The sequence below is a fragment of the Micromonospora sp. WMMD1120 genome, assembly GCF_029626235.1.
Lineage (GTDB): Bacteria > Actinomycetota > Actinomycetes > Mycobacteriales > Micromonosporaceae > Micromonospora.
The window spans coordinates 6,256,078-6,278,651 of the sequence record NZ_JARUBO010000005.1 but is presented as its reverse complement, the minus strand read 5'-3'; the positions used below and the strand labels follow the sequence as shown (position 1 = coordinate 6,278,651).

Annotated in this window: 22 protein-coding genes; 2 read left to right on the top strand and 20 right to left on the bottom strand. The window is 72.0% G+C overall.

All coding sequences use genetic code 11. The features are described from left to right. Positions 1-81: 81 nt before the first annotated feature. From O7634_RS28885 to O7634_RS28795, 19 genes are all read right to left on the bottom strand, one after another. A complete protein-coding gene (locus O7634_RS28885; protein ID WP_278153289.1) occupies positions 82-741 on the bottom strand; it encodes a 4'-phosphopantetheinyl transferase superfamily protein in 660 nt (219 codons plus the stop codon). Continuing rightward, entirely contained in the window at positions 738-1,619 is an 882-nt protein-coding gene (locus O7634_RS28880; protein ID WP_278153288.1) for a metallophosphoesterase, read from the bottom strand. The genes O7634_RS28885 and O7634_RS28880 overlap by 4 nt, the downstream gene beginning before the upstream one ends. A gap of 96 nt (positions 1,620-1,715) precedes the next feature. Beyond that, positions 1,716-2,678, bottom strand: coding sequence for a glutathione S-transferase C-terminal domain-containing protein (locus O7634_RS28875; RefSeq protein WP_278153287.1), 963 nt, complete (start codon positions 2,676-2,678; stop codon positions 1,716-1,718). Between the two features lie 3 nt (positions 2,679-2,681). Beyond that, positions 2,682-4,352, bottom strand: coding sequence for an ABC transporter ATP-binding protein (locus O7634_RS28870; RefSeq protein ID WP_278153286.1), 1,671 nt, complete (start codon positions 4,350-4,352; stop codon positions 2,682-2,684). After that, positions 4,349-5,197 (bottom strand): ABC transporter permease, encoded by an 849-nt coding sequence (locus O7634_RS28865; RefSeq protein ID WP_278153285.1) that lies wholly within the window; start codon positions 5,195-5,197, stop codon positions 4,349-4,351. Before O7634_RS28865 ends, O7634_RS28870 begins: the two co-directional genes overlap by 4 nt. Next, on the bottom strand, positions 5,194-6,171 hold the full coding sequence (locus tag O7634_RS28860; RefSeq protein ID WP_278153284.1) for an ABC transporter permease: 978 nt from the start codon (positions 6,169-6,171) through the stop codon (positions 5,194-5,196). The genes O7634_RS28865 and O7634_RS28860 overlap by 4 nt, the downstream gene beginning before the upstream one ends. Next, a complete protein-coding gene (locus O7634_RS28855; RefSeq protein ID WP_278153283.1) occupies positions 6,172-7,800 on the bottom strand; it encodes an ABC transporter substrate-binding protein in 1,629 nt (542 codons plus the stop codon). After that, a complete protein-coding gene (locus O7634_RS28850; RefSeq protein ID WP_278153282.1) occupies positions 7,785-8,477 on the bottom strand; it encodes a hypothetical protein in 693 nt (230 codons plus the stop codon). Before O7634_RS28850 ends, O7634_RS28855 begins: the two co-directional genes overlap by 16 nt. After that, entirely contained in the window at positions 8,474-9,541 is a 1,068-nt protein-coding gene (locus O7634_RS28845; protein WP_278153281.1) for a prenyltransferase, read from the bottom strand. Before O7634_RS28845 ends, O7634_RS28850 begins: the two co-directional genes overlap by 4 nt. Then, positions 9,538-10,098 carry a VOC family protein gene (locus tag O7634_RS28840; RefSeq protein ID WP_278153280.1) on the bottom strand — a complete coding sequence of 187 codons (561 nt, stop codon included), beginning with the start codon at positions 10,096-10,098 and terminating at the stop codon, positions 9,538-9,540. The genes O7634_RS28845 and O7634_RS28840 overlap by 4 nt, the downstream gene beginning before the upstream one ends. Further along, positions 10,088-10,870, bottom strand: coding sequence for an SDR family oxidoreductase (locus tag O7634_RS28835; protein WP_278153279.1), 783 nt, complete (start codon positions 10,868-10,870; stop codon positions 10,088-10,090). Before O7634_RS28835 ends, O7634_RS28840 begins: the two co-directional genes overlap by 11 nt. Continuing rightward, a complete protein-coding gene (locus tag O7634_RS28830; protein WP_278153278.1) occupies positions 10,867-11,526 on the bottom strand; it encodes a cupin domain-containing protein in 660 nt (219 codons plus the stop codon). The genes O7634_RS28835 and O7634_RS28830 overlap by 4 nt, the downstream gene beginning before the upstream one ends. Beyond that, a complete protein-coding gene (locus tag O7634_RS28825; RefSeq protein WP_278153277.1) occupies positions 11,523-12,605 on the bottom strand; it encodes an alcohol dehydrogenase catalytic domain-containing protein in 1,083 nt (360 codons plus the stop codon). The genes O7634_RS28830 and O7634_RS28825 overlap by 4 nt, the downstream gene beginning before the upstream one ends. Next, complete coding sequence (locus tag O7634_RS28820) at positions 12,602-12,973, bottom strand: hypothetical protein (RefSeq protein ID WP_278153276.1); 372 nt, start codon at positions 12,971-12,973, stop codon at positions 12,602-12,604. The genes O7634_RS28825 and O7634_RS28820 overlap by 4 nt, the downstream gene beginning before the upstream one ends. Beyond that, entirely contained in the window at positions 12,970-13,707 is a 738-nt protein-coding gene (locus tag O7634_RS28815) for a cupin domain-containing protein (RefSeq protein ID WP_278153275.1), read from the bottom strand. Before O7634_RS28815 ends, O7634_RS28820 begins: the two co-directional genes overlap by 4 nt. Further along, complete coding sequence (locus O7634_RS28810) at positions 13,707-14,855, bottom strand: sedoheptulose 7-phosphate cyclase (RefSeq protein ID WP_278153274.1); 1,149 nt, start codon at positions 14,853-14,855, stop codon at positions 13,707-13,709. The genes O7634_RS28815 and O7634_RS28810 overlap by 1 nt, the downstream gene beginning before the upstream one ends. Before the next feature lie 563 nt (positions 14,856-15,418). After that, positions 15,419-16,477, bottom strand: a complete 1,059-nt coding sequence (locus tag O7634_RS28805; protein WP_278153273.1) for a polyprenyl synthetase family protein — start codon at positions 16,475-16,477, stop codon at positions 15,419-15,421. Further along, a complete protein-coding gene (locus O7634_RS28800; protein WP_278153272.1) occupies positions 16,474-16,770 on the bottom strand; it encodes a LysR family transcriptional regulator in 297 nt (98 codons plus the stop codon). The genes O7634_RS28805 and O7634_RS28800 overlap by 4 nt, the downstream gene beginning before the upstream one ends. Before the next feature lie 149 nt (positions 16,771-16,919). Next, positions 16,920-17,960, bottom strand: a complete 1,041-nt coding sequence (locus tag O7634_RS28795; RefSeq protein WP_278153271.1) for an AarF/UbiB family protein — start codon at positions 17,958-17,960, stop codon at positions 16,920-16,922. Positions 17,961-18,060: 100 nt separating this feature from the next. On the opposite strand from O7634_RS28795, the gene O7634_RS28790 reads away from it, so the two are divergent. Further along, a complete protein-coding gene (locus O7634_RS28790) occupies positions 18,061-21,435 on the top strand; it encodes a BTAD domain-containing putative transcriptional regulator (protein WP_347404295.1) in 3,375 nt (1,124 codons plus the stop codon). A gap of 10 nt (positions 21,436-21,445) precedes the next feature. Here the strand turns inward: O7634_RS28790 and O7634_RS28785 are convergent, their stop codons facing one another. Next, positions 21,446-22,084: a hypothetical protein gene (locus tag O7634_RS28785; RefSeq protein ID WP_278153269.1), complete on the bottom strand. Its 639-nt coding sequence runs from the start codon at positions 22,082-22,084 to the stop codon at positions 21,446-21,448. A 337-nt stretch (positions 22,085-22,421) separates the two neighbouring features. Here O7634_RS28785 and O7634_RS28780 point away from each other — a divergent pair, with 337 nt between their 5' ends. After that, on the top strand, positions 22,422-22,568 hold the full coding sequence (locus tag O7634_RS28780) for a hypothetical protein (RefSeq protein WP_278153268.1): 147 nt from the start codon (positions 22,422-22,424) through the stop codon (positions 22,566-22,568). The last annotated feature ends 6 nt before the right edge of the window (positions 22,569-22,574 follow it).

Here is a 22,574-nt window from a genome sequence, read left to right as displayed (position 1 = left end):
ATGCTGCCGGGGTGACCCCGGCGTCGCTGTCGGGGCCGGCACCCGCTGCGGACCTCGGTGCGCGGCCGGCCCGGTGCCGGGTCAGTCCGGCACCGTCACCGCCGTCAGCACCAGGCCACCGGTGACGACATAGCGGCCGCGCAGCTCGCGCAGGTCCGGGCCACCGTCGTGCCGGTCGCCGGGCACGTGCAGCCGCCCGGTGAACGTCGCGGTGGCCCTGTCGATCGTCAGGCTCGCGTCCTCGAACCCGAGCCAGCGGCGGGTGAGCGGGTACCACGCCTTGTAGATCGACTCCTTCGCGCTGAACAGCAGCCGGTCCCAGTGCGTCGTGGGATCGTGCCGGGCGAGGTCGGTCAGCAGGTCGGCGTCGCCGGCGGCGGTCACCGAGTCCAGGACGCCGTCCGGCAGGGGACCGTGCGGCTCGGCGTCGATGCCCAACGCGGCGATGTCCGTCGCCAGCCCGACGGCGGCGGCCCGGTAGCCGGCGCAGTGCGTGATGCTGCCCACGACGCCCGGCGGCCACAGCGGCTCCCGGCGCGGACCCGGGCGGATCGGGGCCGGCGGGCGGCCGAGCTGAAGCAGGGCCTCCCGGGCGCACCGGCGCGCGGTGATGAACTCCCGACGCCGCCCGTCCACGGCGTTCGCGATCAGATCCGCCTCACCGGGGAAGACCGCCTCGCCGGGGCGGTCGGTGAAGGTCTCGACCGCCACGACCGTACGGGGCAGCAGGTGCGCGATCACGACGACCCGGCCAGGATGCGACGGGGCTGTAGCGGTGGGCCGCCACGACGGCCCCACTCGCGGGGATAGCCGAGGGACACCTCCTCGAACCGCACCCCGTCGTAGTGGGTGGTGCGGGGGATGTGCAGGTGACCGTAGACCGCAGCGGTGGCCCGGAAGCGCAGGTGCCAGCCGGCGGTGCGCTCGGTGCCGCACCACTGCGCGAACTCCGGGTACCACAGCACGTCGGTCGGGCGGCGGTCCAACGGCCAGTGGCTGAGCAGGACGGTGGGCAGCGCCGGGTCGACGGCGTCGAGCTTCGCCTCGGTCGCGGCGATCCGGTCCCAGCACCACGACTCGCGGTCCGGGTACGGGTCGGGGTGCAGCAGCATCTCGTCGGTGCAGACCACACCGGAGTCGTACGCCTTGCGCAGCGACTCCTCCTTCGTGTGCGTGCCCGGGGCGCGGAACGTGTAGTCGTAGAGCAGGAACAGCGGCGCCACCACCACCGGACCGTCCGGGCCGGTCCACACCGGGTACGGGTCCTCAGGGGTGAGCACACCGTTGTCCCGGCACATCTGGACCAGCGCCTCGTAGCGCTCCGCGCCGCGCAGTTGCACGGGGTCACTGGGATGGGTCCACAGCTCGTGGTTTCCCGGCGCCCAGACCACGGTGGCGAAGCGGCCGCGCAGCTGCCGCAGGGTGCGCTCGACGTCACCGAACAGGTCGGCGACGTCGCCACCGACGAGGAGCCAGTCGTCGGCCGACTCCGGTTCCAGTCGGTCGACCAGGGCGCGGTTGTCGGCATAGGACACGTGCAGGTCGCTGATCGCGTACAGAGAACCTGTCGATCGCGCGTTCAGAGAAGGCCCCCTCAGCGTTTCGGCCGTCCGCGCCATCGCGCCGACGGCGGTGCCGACCGTAACAACGGATCATCCACTCGGGCTTGTTCGGATCGAATTCGCTGATGGGGCCCGCCCCGCGGCCGGTCGCGCTCAGTCGCCCAGCAGGTCCTCGAGCGTGGGTCCGGCCGGGACGATGCCGGTGGGGTTGAGCCACGGGTGCGTCCGGTAGTAGTGGGTCTTGATCTGGTCGAAGTCGGTGGTCTCGCGGAACGCCGGCAGCTGGTAGAGATCGCGGAAGTAGCCGCGCAGTCGCGGATAGTCGGCGATCCGCCGCAGGTTCGCCTTGAAGTGCGTGACGTAGACGGTGTCGAAGCGCGCCAGCGTGACGTAGAGGCGGATGTCGGATTCGGTGAGCCGGTCACCGAAGAGGTAGTGCCTGTCGCCCAGCCGCTCCTCGAGCTGGTCCAGTGCCTCGAACAGGTCCCGGACCTCCCGCTCGTACGCTTCCTGACCACGCGCGAAGCCGCACCGGTACGGCCCGTCGTGCACCCTGGTGAAGAGGAAATCGTTCAGCTCGTCGATCTCGGCGCGCAGGTCCTCCGGGTAGAGGTCGATGTCGTTCGTCGCGTACTTGTCGAACGCCGTGGCGAGGTCGGTGCTGAGGACCCGGTAGTCGTTGCAGACGATCCGGCCGGTCTGCCGGTCCCAGAGCGCCGGGACCGAGACGTGGCTGTCGTACTCGGGGTCGGTCGCCGCGTATGCCTCGGACAGGAACGCGAAGCCGTTCACCTCGTCCAGCCCGTGGCCGGTCCCCTCGCGGAACGCCCACCCGCGCCCGTCGCGCAGCGGGTCGGCGACCGAGACCGTCACCACGTCGCGCAGACCCTTGAGGTGCAGGACGATGGTGGAGCGCTGGGAGAACGGGCAGGGCGCCGCCACGTAGAGGTGGTACCGCCCGGGCTCGGCCGGGTGACCGCTGGAGCCGTCAGCGGTGATCCGCGCGCGAAATGCCGGGTCGCTGCGCTTGAGCAGTTCGCCGGCCCGGTTCTTCGGCAGGTACGGGCCGTACTGCTCGACGTCGACGGCCGAGGCGGCGCGGGGGTTGACGGACATGGGTTACGTACCTCCTGTTGGAACGTGGTGCACGGGGAGCTCCGGCGCGGGCCGGCACCCGGGGGTGGCCATGACCAGCGCGGTGGTGTAGGGATGTGCCGGGCGTTCGAGCACGTCGGCGGCCACCCCCTGTTCGACGACCTGGCCGTGCCGGAGAACCAGGACCCGGTCGGCGACCTGCCGGACAGCGGCCAGGTCGTGGGAGATGAACAGGTAGCCGAGGTCGAGTTCGGCCTGCACGTCGACAAGCAGTTGCAGCACCTGGGCCTGCATGGCGGCGTCGAGCGCCGAGGCCGGTTCGTCGCAGATCAGCAGGTCGGGACGGAGCACCAGGGCGCGGGCCAGGACGACCCGCTGGCACTCCCCGCCGGACAGCTCGCGCGGCCGCCGGTCCAGGGTGGACGTCGGCAGGCCGACGAGGTCGGCGGCCTCGCGCACCCGGATCCGGCGCTCCGTCCGGTTGGCCAGGCGCAGCGCCCGCAGCGGCTCGGCGATCGCGGTGGCGGCCGTCATCTGCGGGTTCAACGCCGCGTACGCGTCCTGGAACACGAGTTGTGCCCGGCGTCGGAAGGCGCGCAGGGCGGAACCGCGCAGGCCGGCGAGGTCGGTGCCGTCGAAGAGCACCCGGCCCGTGGTCGGCGGGACGAGTCGCAGGGCGAGAGCCGCCAACGTCGACTTGCCGGCGCCGGACTCGCCCACCACGCCCAGGGTCTCGCCGCGTCGGACGTGCGCGTCGACGTCGATGACGGCCCGCACCGGCTCGGTCCGCCGATCGGTGGGGCGGTAGACAACGTTGACCTGCTCCAGCCGCAGCAACGGCCTGGCTTCGGCCTGGTCACGCGCGCCGGCGCCCGGCGAGGCCGGGGCGGCGCGCGGTCGTAGTCGGGCGGTCCGCGAGTGCGGCGCGGCGGCGACCAGCGCCCGGGTGACCGGGTGCCGCGGCGCGGAGGCCAGGCGCTGGATCGGGCCGGCCTCGACCGTACGGCCCCGGTCGAGCACGACGCCCCAGTCCGCGCGCTCGATGGCCAGACCGATGTCGTGGGTGACCAGGATCAGGGTGCGCCCGGTGCCGGTGGTGACGCTGGCCAGGTCGTCGAGCACCCCGGCCTGGGAGACCGCGTCGACGGCGCTCGTCGGTTCGTCGGCCAGGACGAGTCGGGGCTCGGCGGCGAGCGCGCAGGCGACCAGGGCACGCTGGCGCATCCCGCCGGACAGGTTGTGCGGGTAACGGACCGCCACCGCCTCCGGGTCCGGCAGCCCGGCGGACCGCAGCAGGTGCACCGCCCGACGGGCGGCCTCGGCGCGACCGGCCATGCGGTGGATGAGCAGCGCCTCGGCGACCTGGACGCCGATGGGCAGGACCGGATCGAGGGCGACCGCCGGGTCCTGCGGGATGGTGGCGATGTGCCGGCCACGCAACCGGCGTCGCGCGCCGTCGTCGAGTCGGTGCAGGGCGACGCCGTCGAACCAGATCTCGCCGCCGACCCGCGCGCCGTCCGGTAGGAGGCCGGAGATCGCCACCACGAGGGTGCTCTTGCCCGCACCGGAGGGGCCGAGGACGGCCACCGTCGCGCCGGCGGGCGCGTCGAGGTCGACGCCGGTCAGGATCTCCCGCTCGACGCCCGGGTAGGACACGGTGAGGCCGCGGATCCGCAGCAGGGGCTCCGAACTCACTGCACCCCCCGTCGGTCCTGGACCGCCCTCCCGATGATAGTGGCAGCGAGGACGGTGAGGGCCACGGCGACCCCGGGAAAGGTGCTCAACCACCAGCCGTCCGCGAGGTTGGCGCGGCCGGCCGCGGCCAACATCCCCCAGTCGGCCTCCGGAGGCTGCGGCCCGAATCCCAGGAAACTCAACGACGACGACTCCAGCATGGCGACGCCGAACCCCAACACCGCCAGGGAGAGCGCGGGGCCGGAGACGTTCGGCACCACGTACCGCAGGAGCAGCCCGGCCGGCCGTACCCCGTTGACGGTGGCCGCCGTCACGTACGCCAGCCCGCGCACCCGTAGCACGTCACCCCGGATCAGCCGGGCGAACGTGGCCACGTTGGAGACTCCCACGGCGATCGCGAGCCGGGTCGGGGAGCTGCCCAGCACCGAGATCGCGCCGAGGGCCAGCAGCAGCGCCGGAAAGGAGAGCATGACGTCGACCACCCGCATCAGGAAGGAGTCGACGACGCCGCCGAAGAGGCCGGCGACCAGGCCGATGGCACCGCCGCCCAGCAGGGCGAGCAGCGTCGCCGCCGCCCCGACCAGCAGCGAGAGCCGGGCGCCGTGGATGACGCGACTGAGCAGGTCGCGGCCCAGCTCGTCGGTGCCGAGCGGGTGACCCCACCCGGGCGGCAGCAGCGCCGCCGCGGGCGCCACCGCGTCGGGTGGGTGCGGGGCCAGGAGGTCGGGGACGACGACGCAGGTCAGCCCGGCGAGCAGGACCAGCGCCGCCGCGGTCACCCCGACCGGGGGCACGCGCCGGCCGGGCCGGCCGGCCCGGCGCTGGAGCGCCGCGAGCAGCGTCATCGCCAGACCGCCGTCGACACCACACGCGGATCGAGGTACGTGAACAGGAGGTCGACCAGCAGGCTGATCACGATCATGGTGGCGCCGAGGACAGCCGCCACGCCCTGGATCACCGGATAGTCGTGGGCGTTGAGCGAGGTGATGATGAGTCGACCCAGACCGGGCCGCCCGAAGATCGTCTCGACGACGACGGCGGCGCCCAGCAGGCTGCCCACCGTCGTTCCGGTGAGGGTGACGGCCGGCAGCGCGCTGTTGCGGAGCATGTGTCGCAACACGACGGTGGACCGGGTGGCGCCCTTGGCGCGCACCATCAGCACGTACGACTCGCGTTCCGCCGCGCGCAGCCCGGAGGCGAGCACCTGCGCGACCACTCCGGCCGTCGGGAGGGACATCGTCAACGCGGGCAGGATGAGCCCGCGGATGCCGGTGTCGCCCAGGGCCGGAACCAGGCCGAGCCGGAACGAGAAGAACTGCAACAGCAGCGCCGCGACCCAGTACGCCGGCAGCGACATCGCCAGCACCGGCAGCACCGACAGGACCGACTCCAGGATGCGTGACCGCGTCAGTCGCGAGAGGACGGCGATGGTCGTGCCGATCAGCGCGCCGAGCAGCAGGGCCGACCCGGCCAGGGACAGGCTCGCCGGCGCGGCCTCGGCGATCAGGCGGGTGACGGGCTCACCCGTCTGGAAGGAGGTGCCGAAGTCACCACGGGCGGCCGACGCGAGGAACGCGAAGTACTGCTCGGGCAGCGAGCGGTCCAGGCGGAGCTCGTGGCGGAGCGCCGCCTCCTGGGCCGGATCGACGAAGGCGCCGCCGGTGCCCAGCATGGTCTGGACCGGGTCGCCCGGCATCAGGTGGACCACGGCGAAGGCGACGGTCACCACGCCGATCAGCACGGTCACGGCGGAGAGCAGCCTCCGCCGTACCATCGTGCCGCGGATGCCCGACCGGCCGCCGCTGCGGGTCCAGCTCACTCAGCGGTCCAGCCAGGTGTCGTAGAACTGGGGGAGCCCCTGGGCGTCGAAGGTCGCCGCCCGCACGCGGTCGCTCGTCCCCATCAGGTACGTCGGGTTGTAGATGGGGATGGCCAGCGCCTCCTCGGCGATCCGTTGCTGGGCACGCTCGTAGCTCGCCCGGCGGGCGTCCGGCTTGAGGGTGCCGGCGCCGTCGGCCAGCGCGGCGGCGAGGACGGGATCGGGAACGATCGGTGGCCGACCGCCGGCCGACGACTGCAGGGCCGTGCGCAACACGTCGGCGTCGGCACGCAGGAAGCTGATGTCGTTGAGCTGCCAGTCACCGGTGGTCTGCCGGCGGATGACGTCGCCGATCGGCGCCGGATCGAGCCGCACCTCCACCCCGACCCTGCGGAGTTGCTGCTGCACCAGCTGCGCCAGCAGGTCGCGTTGTTCCCGGGCGGGCGACACGTACGTCCAGCGCAGCGACAGCCGCTGACCGTCCTTGCTGCGGATGCCGTCCGGCCCGGCCGTCCAACCCGCGGCGTCCAACAGCGCGCCCGCCTCGGCGGCCGACGTGGTCGGCTCGCTCGCCCGGTAACCCGGCGTGGTCGGCGTGAGCACGCTGCCGGCCCGGGAGTACTGGTCCAGGTAGAGCGTCTTGACGATCTCGGCGCTGTCGACGGCCGACGCGACCGCCCGGCGCAGCCGCGCGTCGGTCCAGGGCTCCTTGGCGCTGTTCACGAAGAGGCTGTACGCGATGCCGGCCTGCTCCCGCCGGTGCACGTCGAACCCGGCCTTCTCCAGGCTCACCGCGTCCCGCGGGGTCACGTTGCCGACCGCGTCGACCTGGCCGCTGCGCAGGCTGCCGCTGCGGACGCCGTTGTCCGGCGCGATCGAGAGGGTGACCTTCTCCAGGAACGCGTCGCCCTGGTGGGCGGCCGTGCGTGGCGCCCACCGGTAGCCGTCCCGGCGGGCCAGCGTCACGCGCTGCTGGGGGACGTACTCCGAGACGGTGAATGGACCGCTGCCCACAACCTTGCGGCAGGTGGCGGGTGGCCCGGCGGCGAACGAGCCGGGTGCCTGGATGCCGAGGAACGCGGTGCTCGCGGCCTGGAGGAAGCCGGCGTTCGGCTGGCTGAACCGCACCTCGAGCGTGCGCTCGCCGGTCACCGTCGCACCCGTGTAGCCGGCGAGGAGTCCCGCGGCCAGCAGGGACTTGGTGGCGGGGGCGACGATGCGGTCGAAGTTCGCCTTGACCGCCGCCGCGTCGACCGGCGACCCGTCGCTGAAGGTGGCGTCCGTGCGGAGCGTGAACGTGTACGTCGTCGCCCGGTCGTCGGCGGTCCAGGACTCGGCGAGCCAGGGGACGATGTCGCCGCTGCGGGGGTCCTGTGCCACCAGGGAGTCGACCACGCCGCGGCCGGTGAGCAGGGCCGCCGCCGCCGGCGACTGGTGCGGGTCCAGGCAGCCGGGGTCGGCGTCGGTGGCGAAGGTGAGGGTGCCGCCGGCGCGTGGGGTGGCGCTGTCGCCGCCGCCCGATCCGCCCGGCCCGGTGCACCCGGTCAGGATCGCGGCCGCGGCGGTCAGCGACGCGATCGTGCGGACCCGCCAGCGGGTGTGCTCTCGGTTGGTCAGATCTTGCGCCACGGCGACACGCCTTCCGCTCGGAAACGCTGATACAGCAGCACGATGTAGAGAGCGTCGAGGACCACCTCGGCGGCGATCATCTGGTGCAGCAACCACCGGTCCGGGAACCAGACGATCAGGCCCACCGCGCCGGAGACGTCGACCACCATCTTGAGGATGGCGATGTACATCGTCTGACCGATCGTGGACCGACGGTTCCAGAGCATGACGACGAACGCGGCGTCCATGAACACGACCACGAACACCGTCGTGTAGACACCCAGCCTGTCGTCGAACTCGCGGGTGGCCAGCGGCATGAACGTCAGGGCGAACAGCGCCCATCCGGCGATCAGCCACCCGTAGGCGCGGCGGGACAGCGACGGGAAGTCGCGTCGTCCGTAGCGGACGGCCAGGAAGAGGATCACCAGGTTGAGGGGAATCCAGAAGTAGAGGGTGACCCGCATCTGCGGGTAGATCGGGTAGATGAAGGCGTAGGTGATCTCCCAGGAGATGTTGGCGCACAACGCCAGCACGGGGATCGCCGGCACCTTCTCGATGAGCTGCCGGCGCAGCATCATGATGTAGACCGCGAACGTGCAGACGCCCACCACGCCGAAGGCGATCGTGGGCACCAGCGCGTCAGCGTGCTGGCGGGGATCCATGACCGGGGGCAGCGCTGCCAGGACCGACGAGTTCACGCGCGGGACACCTCCGTGATCGGTTGGGGAGACGCGGCGCGGCGCTCGCCGAACCACTGGGCAGCGAACAACACGGTGTAGACCAGCAACGGCCCGCCGGCCCCGAGCACCGCGTCGGTCAGCCCGTGCCGGGCCACGGCGGCGGCGAGCAGAGCGGCCGGCGCCAGGTAGCCGGTGGCGGCGGCGTGCACCGTCGCGGCGCGCGCGAGCTGGTTGCCGCGCACCGCGTCACCGGCCGCCGGGGGCGCGAGGAGCAACCGTCGGCAGAGCATGACGGCCCACGGCACTGTCGCCAGCAGCGCTACGCCCACCGCGAGGGGCAACGTCCCGGTCGCCGTGACCGCGACCAGGACGGCGTACGCGGTCGCCTGCAACGCGGTGAACAGCCACGCGGCCCGCCGCGGGCCGAGCGTGTTCGGCAGGGTCAGCTTGCCGACCGACCGGTCCGAGTCCCGGTCGCAGTAGTTCATCACGATCATCCGTGCCGTCATGACCAGGAACAGGGGAATGGTGACGGCGAACAGCAGTGGGGGCAGCGTGCCGATCTGGAGCAGACACGCCAGGGCGGGGCAGAGCAGGATCAGCACCGCCCCGGTCGTCACCTCGCCGAGCGCTCGGTAGTTCAACCGGATCGGCGGCGCCGTGTAGAACCACGCCAGCGTCACGATGAGCACGCACAGGAGCCGAGCGGCCACCGTGGGCATGAGCGCGATCTGGACGACGGACAGGAACAGCAGCACGAACGCGGCGGACAGACTGGCGGACGCGGGCAGCAGGCCCTGGGCGAGCACCTGACTGCCTCCGGTCCACGCGGTGGGCCCGGTGTGCGCGCTGTCCGCCTCCAGGTCGAAGTACTCGTTGCAGTACTGCGTCATCAGGTGCGTGGTGGTGACGAACGCCTGGGCGGCCAGCCACGGACCGATCAGGAACGGGTGACCCAGGTAGACCGTCACGGCCACGCCGCAGGTCACCATCAGCACGCTTTCCAGGAGGAACTTCGGCCGGCCCAGCCGGACCAGCAGCGCGATGTCGCCGACCAGGGACCGAGCGGCGGCTCGGCTCACCGATTGGTCCACTGCTGCTCCGGCCGGTAGGGACGGGCGTCGGTCTGCTGCTCGAAGGGCGCCCCGGCCGGCAGGTTGATCAGCTCCAGGTGCATGCCCCAGGGCGTGGTGAAGTAGACCCACCGGTCCCCGGCGATCGGGCCGTCCTCGATGGTCTCCGGCTCGCCGAGGACGCGTACCCCGGGGTGTTGTCGGAGGTAGGCCACCGCGCGGTCGACGTCGTCGACGTGGATCGCCAGGTGGTGCCCACCCCAGTCGCTGTTGCTCGGCAGCGCGCGCCGTTGGTCGGGGGAGTCGTACTCGAACAGCTCCAGGTTGGTGACCGGTCCGAGCCGCAGCATCGCGATCCGGGCCACGGCGGCCGGGTGCACGCCGAGCTTGCGCGTCATCCAGTCGCCGTCCGGGTCGGCCACCCGGTCGAGCTGGTAGATCAGCTCGGCGCCGATGACCTCGACGAAGAACTCAACGGCCTGCGCGAGGTCGGGCACGGTATAGGCGACGTGGTGCACCGCACGGGCGCCCGGGATGCCGATCGGGTGACGTTCGTCAGCTGCCATGTGCGTACTCCTGGTTGGGGATGGCGCTCATCAGGGTCAGTCCGCCGTCGACGGTGATCGTCGTTCCGGTCACGTAGCCCGCGTCCGGCTGGAGCAGGTACGCCACCAGCGACGCGACCTCCCGGGCGCGCCCCGGCCGACCCGCCGGGATGGCGGGACGGCTGATCTCGGCGGCGTCCACGTCGTCGGGTACGCCGTTCATCGGTGTCGCCGTCTCGCCGGGGCTGACGGCGGTGACGCTGATGCCGTGCTCGGCCAGCTCCAGCGCCATCACGCGGGTCAGCATCAGGAGCCCGCCCTTGGCGGCGCAGTACGCCGAACCGCCGCGGATGGGAACCGAGTCGTGCACCGAGCTGACGTTGACGATCCGCCCGCCCCGACCCTGCGCCACGAGCACCCGAGCGGCGGCCTGCGCGCAGGCGAACGGTCCGGTGAGGTCGACGGTCAGCAGCTCGTTCCACTCGTCGACGGTCTCCTCCAGGAAACCCGACCGCCGGTTGACAGCGGCGTTGTTGACGAACCCGTCGAGCCCGCCCAACTCGTCGGCGGCCCTCCGCACGGCAGCCGCCGCCGCGGCGGGATCACTGTGGTCGAGCCCGAAGGGGACCGCCCGTCGCCCGGTCGCGCGGATCGTCGCCGCGACGTCCTCGGCGGCCGCCCGCCCGCTGCGGTATCCGACGCCGACGTCGAAACCCCGTTCGGCCAGACACAGCGCCGTCGCCCTGCCGATCCCGGAACTGGCGCCGGTCACGATCGCTGCCGGGTTGTTCACGCGCGCACCTCGTATCCCGCCTCGTCGAGGCTCGCCGCCCCGAGATAGCCGTAGACAGTTGTCGTGGTGACCTCGGGGTCGGTCCGGTAGCCGTGCCACTCACCGGCCGCGACCAGCACGACGTCACCCGGGCCGAGCCGGATCGCGCCGGTCTCGGTGAGGTGCTCGCCGCCGCCGTCGAGCACCATGAAGAACTCCTCGGCGTTCGGGTGCCGGTGCAGTTCGTGGTGGCCGTCGGGGGCGAACGTCGACGTCGCCACGACCAGGCGGGTGCTGCCGGCGTCGGCGCGACAGACGAGCCACCGCACCCGCATGTCGGTGAAGCCGCCGCCGGCGGCGAGCACCGCCGACGAGACGTGGTCGACCTCCGGCGGTCGCCGCGCCACCGCCGGTGGCCGCTGGGCGCCCCGGGCCCGGACGAGCAGCACACGTGCGCCCTCCGGCCCCGCCACGAGGTCGCCCGGCTCACCAACGGGCAGGAACAGCGCGGCGCCCGGGTCGAGGTCGGACAGCGTCCCGGACAGCAGGAACACGCCGGTTTCGGTGTCCGCAGCGCCGGCGGGCAGCGCCTGCCCGGGCGCCAGGTCGGTGACCTCCACGGACCCGTGCCGCCCGTCCAGACGTGTGTCGCCGCCGGTGCGCGTCAGCACGTTCACGCCGTCGCCTCCCGCTGTCGGGCGAGGTCGAGGACAACCTTGGGACGACCGCCCCGGTCGGCGGCGAGCAGCGCGAAGGCGTCCGCCGCCCGGTCGCGCGGCACCGGGGGCGCGAGCAGCCCCGCGCCGTCGAACGCCCCGTCGTCGAACAGCCCGATCACGTCCGGGTAGTGGTCGATGCCGTGCTGGATGCCGAGCACGGAGAGCCCGCGCAGCGCCAGGTCACCCGGGGTGACGGTCGCCGTGTCGTACGCGACGCCGATGACCGCGACCCGCCCACCGCGCTCGGTGAGGTCGAGCGCGAGGGGGAACGCCTCCGCGGCGCCGGAGGCTTCGATCACCAGGGAGAAGCCGGTGTCGGGCGCGTCGTCGACCAGGTGCGTCACCGCGCCGTAGCGTGCCGCGGCGGCGAGGCCGGACTGCTGCACCCCCAGCGCCGTCACCGAGGCGGTCACCCGCAGGGCCAGCTGGACCGCGAGGAGTCCGATGGTGCCGGTGCCGAGGACGGCCACCCGGTCGGTCGCCCGGGCACCGGCCCGCCGCAGGGCTTCCACCACTGTGACCGCTGGTTCGACCAGCACCGCCCAGGGTTCGGCCAGCCGGGGCGGGAGCCGGTGCACGGTGTGCGCGGGCAGCCGGATGAAGTCGGCGCTGGCGCCCTGCTGCCCGTACAGGCCGACCTCGGTCATCCGGCGGCACTGCTGACGATGCCCGCGCCGGCAACTGCCGCAACCGCCGCAGGGAATCATGGTCTGCCCGATGACGGGGTCGCCCGGATCGAGGTCGCGGACATCGTCGGCGACCGCGACGACCTCCCCCCACCACTCGTGGCCGAAGGTGTGCGGATGGTGGGCACGCCCGGAGCGCAGGTAGCCGGAGTCACCGTGGAACAGCTCGAGATCCGTTCCGCAGAGCCCGACGTGGCGCGGGCGGATGAGGACCGTCCCGGCCGCCGGGGCGGGGATCGGAAGGGTGATCTCCGCGACGGCGTGCGGGCCCACCAGCGCGATCGCGCTCATCGTGCCGTCCGGCCAGGTCGCCGGCGCCGGTCGGGTGCTGGGTCGGTGCGTGCCGATCATGCGACCGGCCTCCTCGGCGGCAAGAGACGGGCCGTCTCGCCGGCGAGCACGGCGACCCGCAGCACCTCCAGTGGACCGCTGACGACGGTCAGGCGCGGCCGTGCGCCGTCCGGCACCAGGACCACGTCGCCGGCGGCGAGGTCGCCCGACGCCCCGCTCACCCGCGCCCGCCCCCGACAGATCACCCAGGCGGTCTCGTGGCCGGCGGCCTCGGTCAGGTCGAGGTGGTCACCGGTCGCCAGCCGGAGGTGGTCGACCGCCTGGCACTCGCTGTGCAGCATCCCGCGGCGGGCCAGGCAGCGGAGGTGACGCTCCGGCCCGCTGCCGTCGGCGCGTCGGGCGGGCGCGGGCCCGTTGGAGACGATCACGCCGGGGCCCCGTCCGGGACCAGCAACTCCAGGACGAACAGGTCCAGGCCGTCCGCTCCGGCGGTCAGCGTCGCGGCGCTACCCAGCGGCAGCGTCACGGACACCTCCGGTCCGAGCGCCGCCGACGCCTGGCCGGACGTGATCGCGCCGGAGCCGGCGACCACGAAGAGCGTGAACTCGCGGCCCGCCGCCCGTACCGTGTCCTGCTGGTGCGCGGCCAGCCGCTGGCGTGCGATCCGCTTCAGTGGGCCGGTGAGGACGCCGGTCGGGTCGATCTCGCCGGGCTCCTGAAGGTGGAGGACCTGGGCAGCGGGCATTGTCGCGTTCCTTCCCGAGGGTGCGGCGGGCACGCGACCGGCCGGTCCGCGCCCGAACACGGCTGCGGTGTCCGGCCCCAGCAGCTCGACCACCAGCCAACTGAGCCGATCCGGGCCGGTGTTGAGCAGCCCGTGTCGGGTGCCGATGCCGGTGAGCACGACGTCGCCGGCCCGGACGGCTGTCGGGCGGCCGTCGAGGATGATCTCGCCGGTGCCGGCGAGCAGGATGTAGACCTCTTCCGTGCGGGTGTGCAGGTGCTCACCGCTGAGGCCACCCGGTGGCAGGCGCGCCCACTCGACCGCCTCCCAGGCCCCGGCCAGCTCGGCGCCCCGGACGAAACACTTCCACCAGGAGGTGCCATCGGCGCCGTGCACGCCGTGGACCTCCGCGGGCGCCGACGTGTCGGCGACGATCATCAACGGACGCCCTCCGCCCGGTTGTGCCGCAACGCGGACCGAAGCTCGTCCTGCGTCACGTCGTTGAGCACCACAGCCCTACCGATGCCCACCGGTACGGGCAGCCGTTGACGGCCGTCGCGGTGTCGGACCGTGTCCGCCATCGCCCGTCGCACCACGTCGTCGTCGAGCAGGGCGTGGTCGACGGGCAGCGCGAACCGGTGCAGCAACTCGAGGATGCGGCGGGCGTCCTTGTCGTGGAGCAGTCCGCGGCGTGCCGCGACGGTGGTGAACATCGCCATGTCGATCGCCACGGACTCGCCGTGCAGCAGGTCCCCGCCGGCGAGCATCTCGATGGTCGGTCCGACCGAATGGCCGAAGTCGACGAGGCGGTCGAGGTGGCGTTCCCACAGGTTCGGCTCCAGTTCGGCGAGCATCCCCTCCACCGAACGGTGCAGCACCTCCGAGGCGACCCGTTCGCCGGCCGGTGACCGGCCCTGGAACCTCTCCTCGACCAATCGGTCGCCGTCCTCTTCGAGCAGTTCGAACAGCCGCTCGTCGCGGACGATCGCCAGCTTGATCATTTCGGCCACGCCGTTGCGGAGGTGTCGCTCCGGCAGTGAGGCGAGGAACCGACGGTCCAGCAGCACCGCTGTGGGCGGCTGGAAGGTGCCGAGACGGTTCTTGTGGTCGCCGTGGTTGATCCCGGTCTTGACACCGATGGACGCGTCCACGAGACCGATCAGGGTGGTCGGCACCCGCAGGTGCGGTACGCCCCGTCGGTAGAGGGCGGTGGCCACGCCGACCAGGTCCAGCAGGACCCCACCACCGATGGAGATGACCGGCTCGCGACGGCGGTCGATGCCGAAGCTGTCGAGCGCGGTGGCGACCGCCACCACCGAATCCATCACCTTGCGGTGTTCGCCCCCGGGCAGCACCAGAAACCGGCACTCGACCCGGTGGTGGTCGAAATAGGCGCGTATGCTTTTTCCGTAGATGGCGTCAACTGCTTGGTCCAGCACAATAAATCGACGTTGTGCGTGGTTCCCGGGCTGCCGCCCCTGGTTGACCAGTTCTTCGCTGGCCAGGTCAAGAATATTGTCGGTGCGGACGACCTCGTAGTCGGCCGACAACTGGGCCCGGACGTGATAGGTCTTCGTTGGTCTCATGTGGTGCGAGCTCCGCTTATCGCGACGGCCATCGGCGGGTGGATGCGTCGGGCAGGCTGAGAGTGCCAGCGGGACTGCGGTGGAACGGCATGTCGACAGACGGACAGCCGGGGTGTGCCGAACGAATTCCTCCAGCGGCTTGCCGAGGGCTAACCCCGGGCCGGGCTTGGGAACTCAGTGACGCCGAGGGTCGCCGGCACGTGGCGACCGGATCGATGGTGGCGCATGCCGAATCGCTGTTGGTGGCGGACGAAGCATCCTCGGAATCCCCCCGGTTTCGTTGGGCTGGTTGACCCAGCCATGAGGATCGATCGATCGATCCTCACGAAGGTTAATTGGTTGGCGAGGGGTCCGCAACAACCTGCCACGCATTCCAGGCCGCCCGGGTAACCGGGCGGCCTGAGCAGCCACGCGTCACGCCAATGCCCGCCGGCGAACGCGCGCCGGGCTGCCGTTATTCAGAATTCTTATCCGGCGTGACAGGCTGGACATGAGTCGCGAAAGCGATCATTCGGCATCGTGTGATCTAGGTCACTTCGTCGGACGGTCGTCGGGTGCTCCACTCAGTAGGTCCGTTTGACCACGAAATCGGCCACCGTCAGCAGGGCATCTCTGGCGGGACCGTCCGGGACGCGAGCCAGGCTGTTCTCCGCCACGGCGGCATGCCGCCGCAGATCGTCGTAGCACCGCTCCAGCCCGGGCGATGTCCGCAACAGCTCAAGCGCCTCGTGGCGCAGCGCGGGGTCGTCGACCGCGCCGTGGGCCAGGATCTCGCCGAGCCGTTCGGCGCGGTGATCCCCCACGTCGAGCGCGTGCAGGATCGGCAGCGTGCGTACCCCCTTCTGCAGGTCGATGCCCCGCGTCTTCCCGGAGGCCGCCGAGTCGGCCACGATGTCCAGCAGGTCGTCCGAGATCTGGAAGGCGATGCCGAGGGCCTCGCCGTACTCGGCGAGCGCCTCCGCCACCGCCTCGTCCGCGCCGCCGCAGGCCGCTCCGGCCCACCCGCACAGCGCGAAGAGGGACGCCGACTTGTCCGACGCCACCTGCAGATAGTGCTCGACCGCGTCCTGGTCGGTGCGCAGCGCCGACCCCTCGGCGGCCTGGCCGCGCACCAACCTGGTCAGCGTCCATCCCTGCCGGCGGACCAGCTTCGTGTCGACCTCGAGCGCTGTCATGCAGGCGACCGCCATGAGGTGGTCGCCGACCAGGACGGCCAGGCGGTTTCCCCACCGTGCGTTCGCGCTCGGCACGCCGTGCCGCAGCGTCGCGTTGTCCATCACGTCGTCGTGGTGCAGCGTGGCCACGTGCATCAGTTCGACGGCGATCGCGGCCCGGAGCACGTGCGCCGGATTGGGTCGGCTGGTCTGCGCGGAGAGGATGACCAGCAGGGGCCGCAGACGCTTGCCGCCGGCCCGGATCAGGTGTCCGGCCGCCTCGCTCAACCAGGCGTCGCCGGGCGCGACGACCCGCCGGCGCAGTTCCGCCTCGACCTCGGCCATCGTCGTGTGGACCATCGAGGCCAGGGGAGCGTCGAAGGAGTCGACGCAGGCGCGGATGTCCGTGCGCCTCGCCGACCCGCTGCCGGCACGGCCGGCAGCGGGCAGGACGGGTGTGTACGTCATCCGGCGACCCGGAGCTCTTCCACGGTGGCGGTCCGGGTCTGCCGGCCGGTCACCTCCTTGATCCCGTCCAGCAACGCCAGGACCGCCCGCGCGGACGGCAGCACCATGGCGCCCTCGGGAGTCAGTTGGGCACCGTCCGGGTGGCGGAAAAAGAGCCGAGCGCCCAATTGTTGCTCAAGGCACTTGATTTGATAGCTGATTGCCGGTTGTGAGTAGCCGAGTGAGGTGGCGGCGTAGTCCATTCGGCCGGCCTCGACGATGGCGACGAATGCTCTCAGCTCACGCTCGTGCATTGGATCATCCCCCGGTTGTGTGAGTGCGGGCTGTCCACCTGGTTGTGCTGACCGCCTCGCGTGTCGAGCTTCTGCCACGGTGGTGATCCGATCGCTATCGCGCCGCTATCGCCGTGCGCCCGCCCCCTCGCCGCGACCCCCGGACCAGGTCACCCTCGCGCGAAACCGGGCAGCCAGGTGGCCAGCGCCGTGGCGTAGTCCACCTGCGCGTTGAGTCGACAGAACAGGTGCACCGTCCCGACGACGGTGCGGAGCAACGGCAGGTGTCCCGGCGGTAGGCGTACCCCGAGGGCGACGGCCACGCCCGCGCTGAGCGTCAGGGTTCCGGCCTGCCGGCGCAGCCAGTGCCGGTCGAGCCGGAAGTCGGGCGCGAGAACCGGCAGCACCACGGTCTCGGCGAGGGCGAGCAGCCGGCGCGGCGCGCGACTGCCCCGCGGGCCCACCGCGTCCAGCTCGCGCAGGGCCGCGTCCAGGCCATCCGCGTCGCGGTCCAGGATCGCCCGCAGCAGGCGGCCGAACTCCCGGGGAAGCCCGTCGGGGTACGCGGCGACGGCGCCGAAGTCGAGCACCGCCAGCCTGCCGTCCGGGGTGACCCGGAAGGTGTCGCTGGCCGGGTTCGCGTGCACGAGGCCGGCTCGGGCGGGGGCGCTCAGCTGGAAGGCCGTCACCAGGCCCGCCACCTGGTCACACCGCTGCCGGACGCCGGCGGCGATGACCTCGGTGACCGGCTCGCCCGCCACCCAGTCCGTCACCAAGAGTCGCGGCCCGGCGAGACGGACGTCCGGGACGAGGATGTCCGGGTCGTCGCGGTACGCCAGGGCGAAGGCCCGTTGGTGCGTGGCCTCCGCGGCGCGGTCCAGTTCGGTCGCCGCGTGCTCGCGGAACTCCTCCCACAGTGGCGCCACCGGGTGACCGGGGAGGGCGAGGCGCAGGGCGCGGAAGCCGAGCCGCGCGCGTTCGAGCTCGTCGCGCAGCACGGTGTCGGCATCAGGGAGCTGTACCTTGACCGCCACCGCACGACCGTCCGGCCAGACCGCCCGATGCACCTGCGTCTTCGTCCCGACGGCCACCGGGCGCTCGTCGAGTTGCCTGAGCTGCGGCGCCTCGTCCGCGATGATTCGCCGCAGTTCCGCCGGCGGCATCGCGCGGGTGCGCGAGCTGTCGGCGAGAAATACGCGGCGGAACGTCACACATATGAGGGGAACTGTCCGCTGATCGATTGTCCAGGGGGGTTTCGAGCATTCGATCCGGGGTTCAGTGCCCCGGTGGCGGTTCGACCCGTCATCAACCATGATCAACGCGGGTACCCGACGCTCATCGGTAGTGGCTAAGATCGTGTCGTCGTCCATCCACAGCGTTAGACGACATCAACGGCGGGGGAATATGGATCTGCGATTCGGGGTCTTGGGGCCGCTCGAGATCCGCGACGGGGGCGAACCGATTGTCGTCCGGGCTTCGAAGCAGCGTGCGCTCATTGCCCTCCTAGCTCTGCGGGCGGGCAGCGCCGTGTCGCTGGGCGAGTTGTACGCGGCGCTGTGGGACGAGGATCTTCCGGTGGATCCGAAGGCCGCAGTGCACAATTACGTCCGCCGATTGCGGCGGCTTCTCGGGGAGGAAGCCATCGCGACGACGGCCAACGGCTACCGGCTGGCGGTCGACCGAGAACACGTGGACCTGCACCGGTTCCGGGCGCTGGTCGCCGAGGCGGAACGCCCCGAGCACGCCGACGATCCGGTGACGAAGTCCGAAGTGCTGCGCGAGGCGCTGACGCTCTGGCGGGGAGCGCCGCTGCTCGACGTCCCCTCCGACTACCTGCAACGCTACGAGCTCGGCGGTCTCGCGGAGGAGCGGCTGGCCGCCGTCGAACGTCGGATCGACGCCGATCTGCAGCGCGGCGCGCACGCCGAGGTGATCAGCAGGTTGCGCCGGCTCACCGGCGAGCATCCGTTGCACGAGGGGTTCTGGTCGCAGCTGATCCTGGCGCTGTACCGGGACGGTCGCAACGCCGACGCGCTGGCGGCCTACCACGAGGCGCGCGGCGTTCTCGCCGCGGAGACCGGCATCGATCCCGGCGAGGAGCTCCAGCGGTTGTACCAGCGGGTCCTGAACCGGGACCCGCTCCTCGCGGAGCCGGTGGCGGCCCCACCGGCGGTGACCGCCCGCACCTCGGTGGCGCCGTCCCAGTTGCCGCCCGACGTCAGCGACTTCGTCGGTCGTCGGCACCTGGTGACCACGGTGGCCGGCATCCTCGTGCCGGATCACGACGTCGCCGCGCCACCGATCGTGGTGCTGTCCGGAATGCCGGCGGTCGGCAAGTCCGCCCTGGCGGTGCACGTCGGCCACGCGGTGCGCGAACACTTCCCGGACGGGCAGCTCTTCGCCGACCTGCACGGCTTCGGGGTTGGTCCGGCGATGAACCCGGGCGAGCTGCTGCCGCGCCTGCTGCGGGGCCTCGGGGCGGCCCCGGACACCATCCCGATCGACCTCGACGAGCAGATCATGCTGTACCGCTCGTTGCTCGCCGACAAGCGGGTCCTCATCGTGCTGGACAACGCGCGCAATCCCGAGCAGATCCGGCCCCTGCTACCGGCCACCAGCGGATGCGCGGTTCTCGTCACCAGCCGCGCGCACATGCAGGGTCTGATCGCCATGCAGGGCGCCCGGCGTTTCAACCTCGATCCTCTTCGCGAACGCGCCGCCGAGGAGCTGCTGACCAGCATGATCGGGGCGGAGCGGGCGGTCGCGGAGCCGGCGGCGGTGCGGCGACTGGCCGACCGCTGCGGTTTCCTGCCGCTCGCCCTGCGGATCGCCGGGGCGATGGTGGCAGCCCGCCCACACGAGTCCATCGCCTCCTTCGTGGCCCAACTCGACGGCGACGACCGGCTGTCGGCCTTCTCCCTCGAGGGTGACCGGCACAGCGCGGTACGCGCGACGTTCGAGCACTCCTACCGGGCGTTGTCGGCGGAGCAACGACGCTGGTTCCGCCTGCTCGCCCTCCATCCCGGCCCCACCGTCACGGTGTACACCGCCGCCGCGCTGCTGGACGCGACGCTGACCGAGGCGGGCGCCATGCTCGGCAGTCTCGCCGCCGCCAACCTGGTCGACGGTGACGGCGGCCGCTACCGGATGCACGACCTGCTCCGGGTCTACGCCGTCCAGCTCGTCCGCGCCGAGGAGAGCGAGCCCGAGCAGGCCACTGTGATCCGTCGGGACCTCGACTTCTACGCGCACACCACGAGCGTCGCCTCGCGCGTCATCGAGCCGCACCGGCCGCCGCCCCGACTGCCGTCCAACTCGTCCTCGGTGCCGCCGCCGGAGTTCGGCGACCGCGACGAGGCGATCTCCTGGATCGACGACGAACGGGACAACCTCCACGCCGCGGTGGCGTACGCGGCGTCGTACGGGCCGCTGGAGTCCGCCTGGCATCTCGGCGACGCGTTGACCTCGCCACTGGCGCTGACCGAGCGGTACACCGAGTGGATCGCCGTCACCCGACTCGGCCTGAAAGCGGCCCTGCGTGCGGGCAACGAACAGGGCGAGGCCATCATGCGGCTCAGCCTGGGGCACGCGTACATCACCGCCGGCCGGCAGCAACTCGGCGTCGACCATCTCAGTCGCGCCGCCGAGCTGTACGAGCGCCTCGGTGACCGGCAGTACCAGGTGGTGTGCGTGAACGCGCTGGGCATGGCCGCGCTGTGGATCGGCCACCTCGACGTCGCGGTGCGCAGCTTCGAGCAGATCCGCGAGCTGAACCACTCCCCGGTCTCTCCCTTCTACGAGGTCGTCGCCGGGCACGGCCTCGGGATCGCCCACCGCTACCAGGGTGACCTGTCCCGCAGCGCGCAGTTGCTCGCCGAGGCGGCCGAGGCCGGGACGAGGCTCAGTCGGGAATACTCCATCGTCAACGTCCGTCTGGATCTCGGCTGCACCTACCGCGAGCAGGGCCGCGCGGCGAAGGCGCTGGAGCAGTTGCTGGGCGCGCTCGCCCAGTTCCGGACGCTCGGCTCCCGCCTGGGCGAGGGCCGGACGGCGGTGGTCGTCTCCGGCACCCACTTCGACCTCGGCAACTTCGAGCTGGCCCGACGGTTCGCCGAGGAGGCGCTCCAGGTGGCCCGCACGATCAACCACCGTCGTACGGAGGCGGAGGCGCTCAACGCCCTCGCCGCGTGCCTGCGCGCGCAGCAGGACCCGCAGGGCGCACGGCGCTGTTGCCTCCAGGCCCGGACGCTCGCCGTCGAGATCGACTACCTCAACGGTGAGATCGAGGCGTTGCTCCAACTGGCCGCCGCCGAACGGGATCTGGGCGAGCTGGCCTCGGCCCGGGGCCACGTCGCGGAGGCCGACGCCCTTGTGCGGCGGCGTCGGTTCGGGCTGCACCAGGGCATGGTGCTCCGGTGCCTCGCCGCGATCCAGCTGGCCGAGGGCGCGGTCGAGGAGGCCGAACGGACCTGCCGCGAGGCGATCGCCGTGTGCGAGCGCAACGGTCAGGAGGCGGGCCGCGCAGCCGCGCAGACCCTGCTGGACCAGATCTTGGCGCAGGAGGCGCCTCTCGGCGATCCGCCCCGCACCGATGCCCCGGCCGCCGGGGTGGTGCCGGGGGCCGGGGCTCGCCGCCGCGATGACGTCGACGTCAGCGGTACGCCGCCTCCGGGGGCGGCCTCCTGACTGTCGACGCTCAGCCGCAGCCGTGCACCCAGTTCCAACCGATGAAGGTGTGTCGCAGGTTGACGGTCTGCTGGCAGGTGGCCGTTTCGTCCCCGTTGAGCACGACGCGGGAGTCGTGGATGTTGTAGTACCACTCGCCGGTGGCGTCGAAGATCCCCTGGTAGGAGAACTCGGCGTGGTGGTCGTAGGTGGCCGACGGGCAGGCGGTGACGCAGCCACCGGTGCTCGTGGCCGTCCGCACCGACCAACCGGCGTTCCAGGGTTCGCGGTTGACGTGGGTGGAGAACGAGGTCGACGAGGAGGTCACCGCGCCACCAGCGGTGCTGCTGGTGCTGTCGGTGTAGAGCGCCGACATGACGATGCCGCAGCAGTCGTACATCTCGGAGTAGGTGTGGTAGGCCGCGGCGAGTCGTGCCCTGCTGTTCGGCGTGGCGACGACCTGGGCCGGGCCGGTGACGACCTGACAGTCCGCACCGATCGAGATCGACTGCCGGACCGCCGTGCCGGGCCGCGGCGCCGGGAGGTTGCCGGTGAGCTGCATCGCGCCGCAGGGCTGCGTCGTGGTGGCCCGGGGGGACGCGGACGCCGTGCCGGGGACCAGGATGACTGCCGTCGCGGTCGTCAGCAGGGCGGCGAGGAGCCGTCGCATGTGTTCTCCGATCTCTGTGGTGTCACGGTGCCAGCAGCGGTGCCCGGCGCTCGTCCGCCAGCGCTGCGACACCGAGGCCGCCGCTGCGGTCGCGACGGTGAAACCGTTGGGACAGAACGGATTCCGGCTCGCGCGCGGCCGTCGACGCGCCGGGCGAGGTGTTGCTGACGATACCGGTTGCCGCCGTCGATGGGCGTCCGTGGAAGTTCCACGATCAAAGATTCGTACGGGAGTGGACACCTGTCGTTCGGGGTATCCCAGGGCCCCGGCGGGGTCGTTCCGCCCCCGTCGTCACCCCCGGGCGCGGACACCGCGCACCACGATCGAGGAGAACTCCGTGTCGGTCCAGGCATTTCTCTACATCGTCGCCGTCATCCTGCTGGTCCTCGCCGCCCTGCCGCTGCGTACCCGTGGCATCTCGCTCGCGCTGCTGGGCGCCGCCTGCGCGCTGCTCGCCTACGCCTGGCCGGTGATCACCGACTGACGGGCG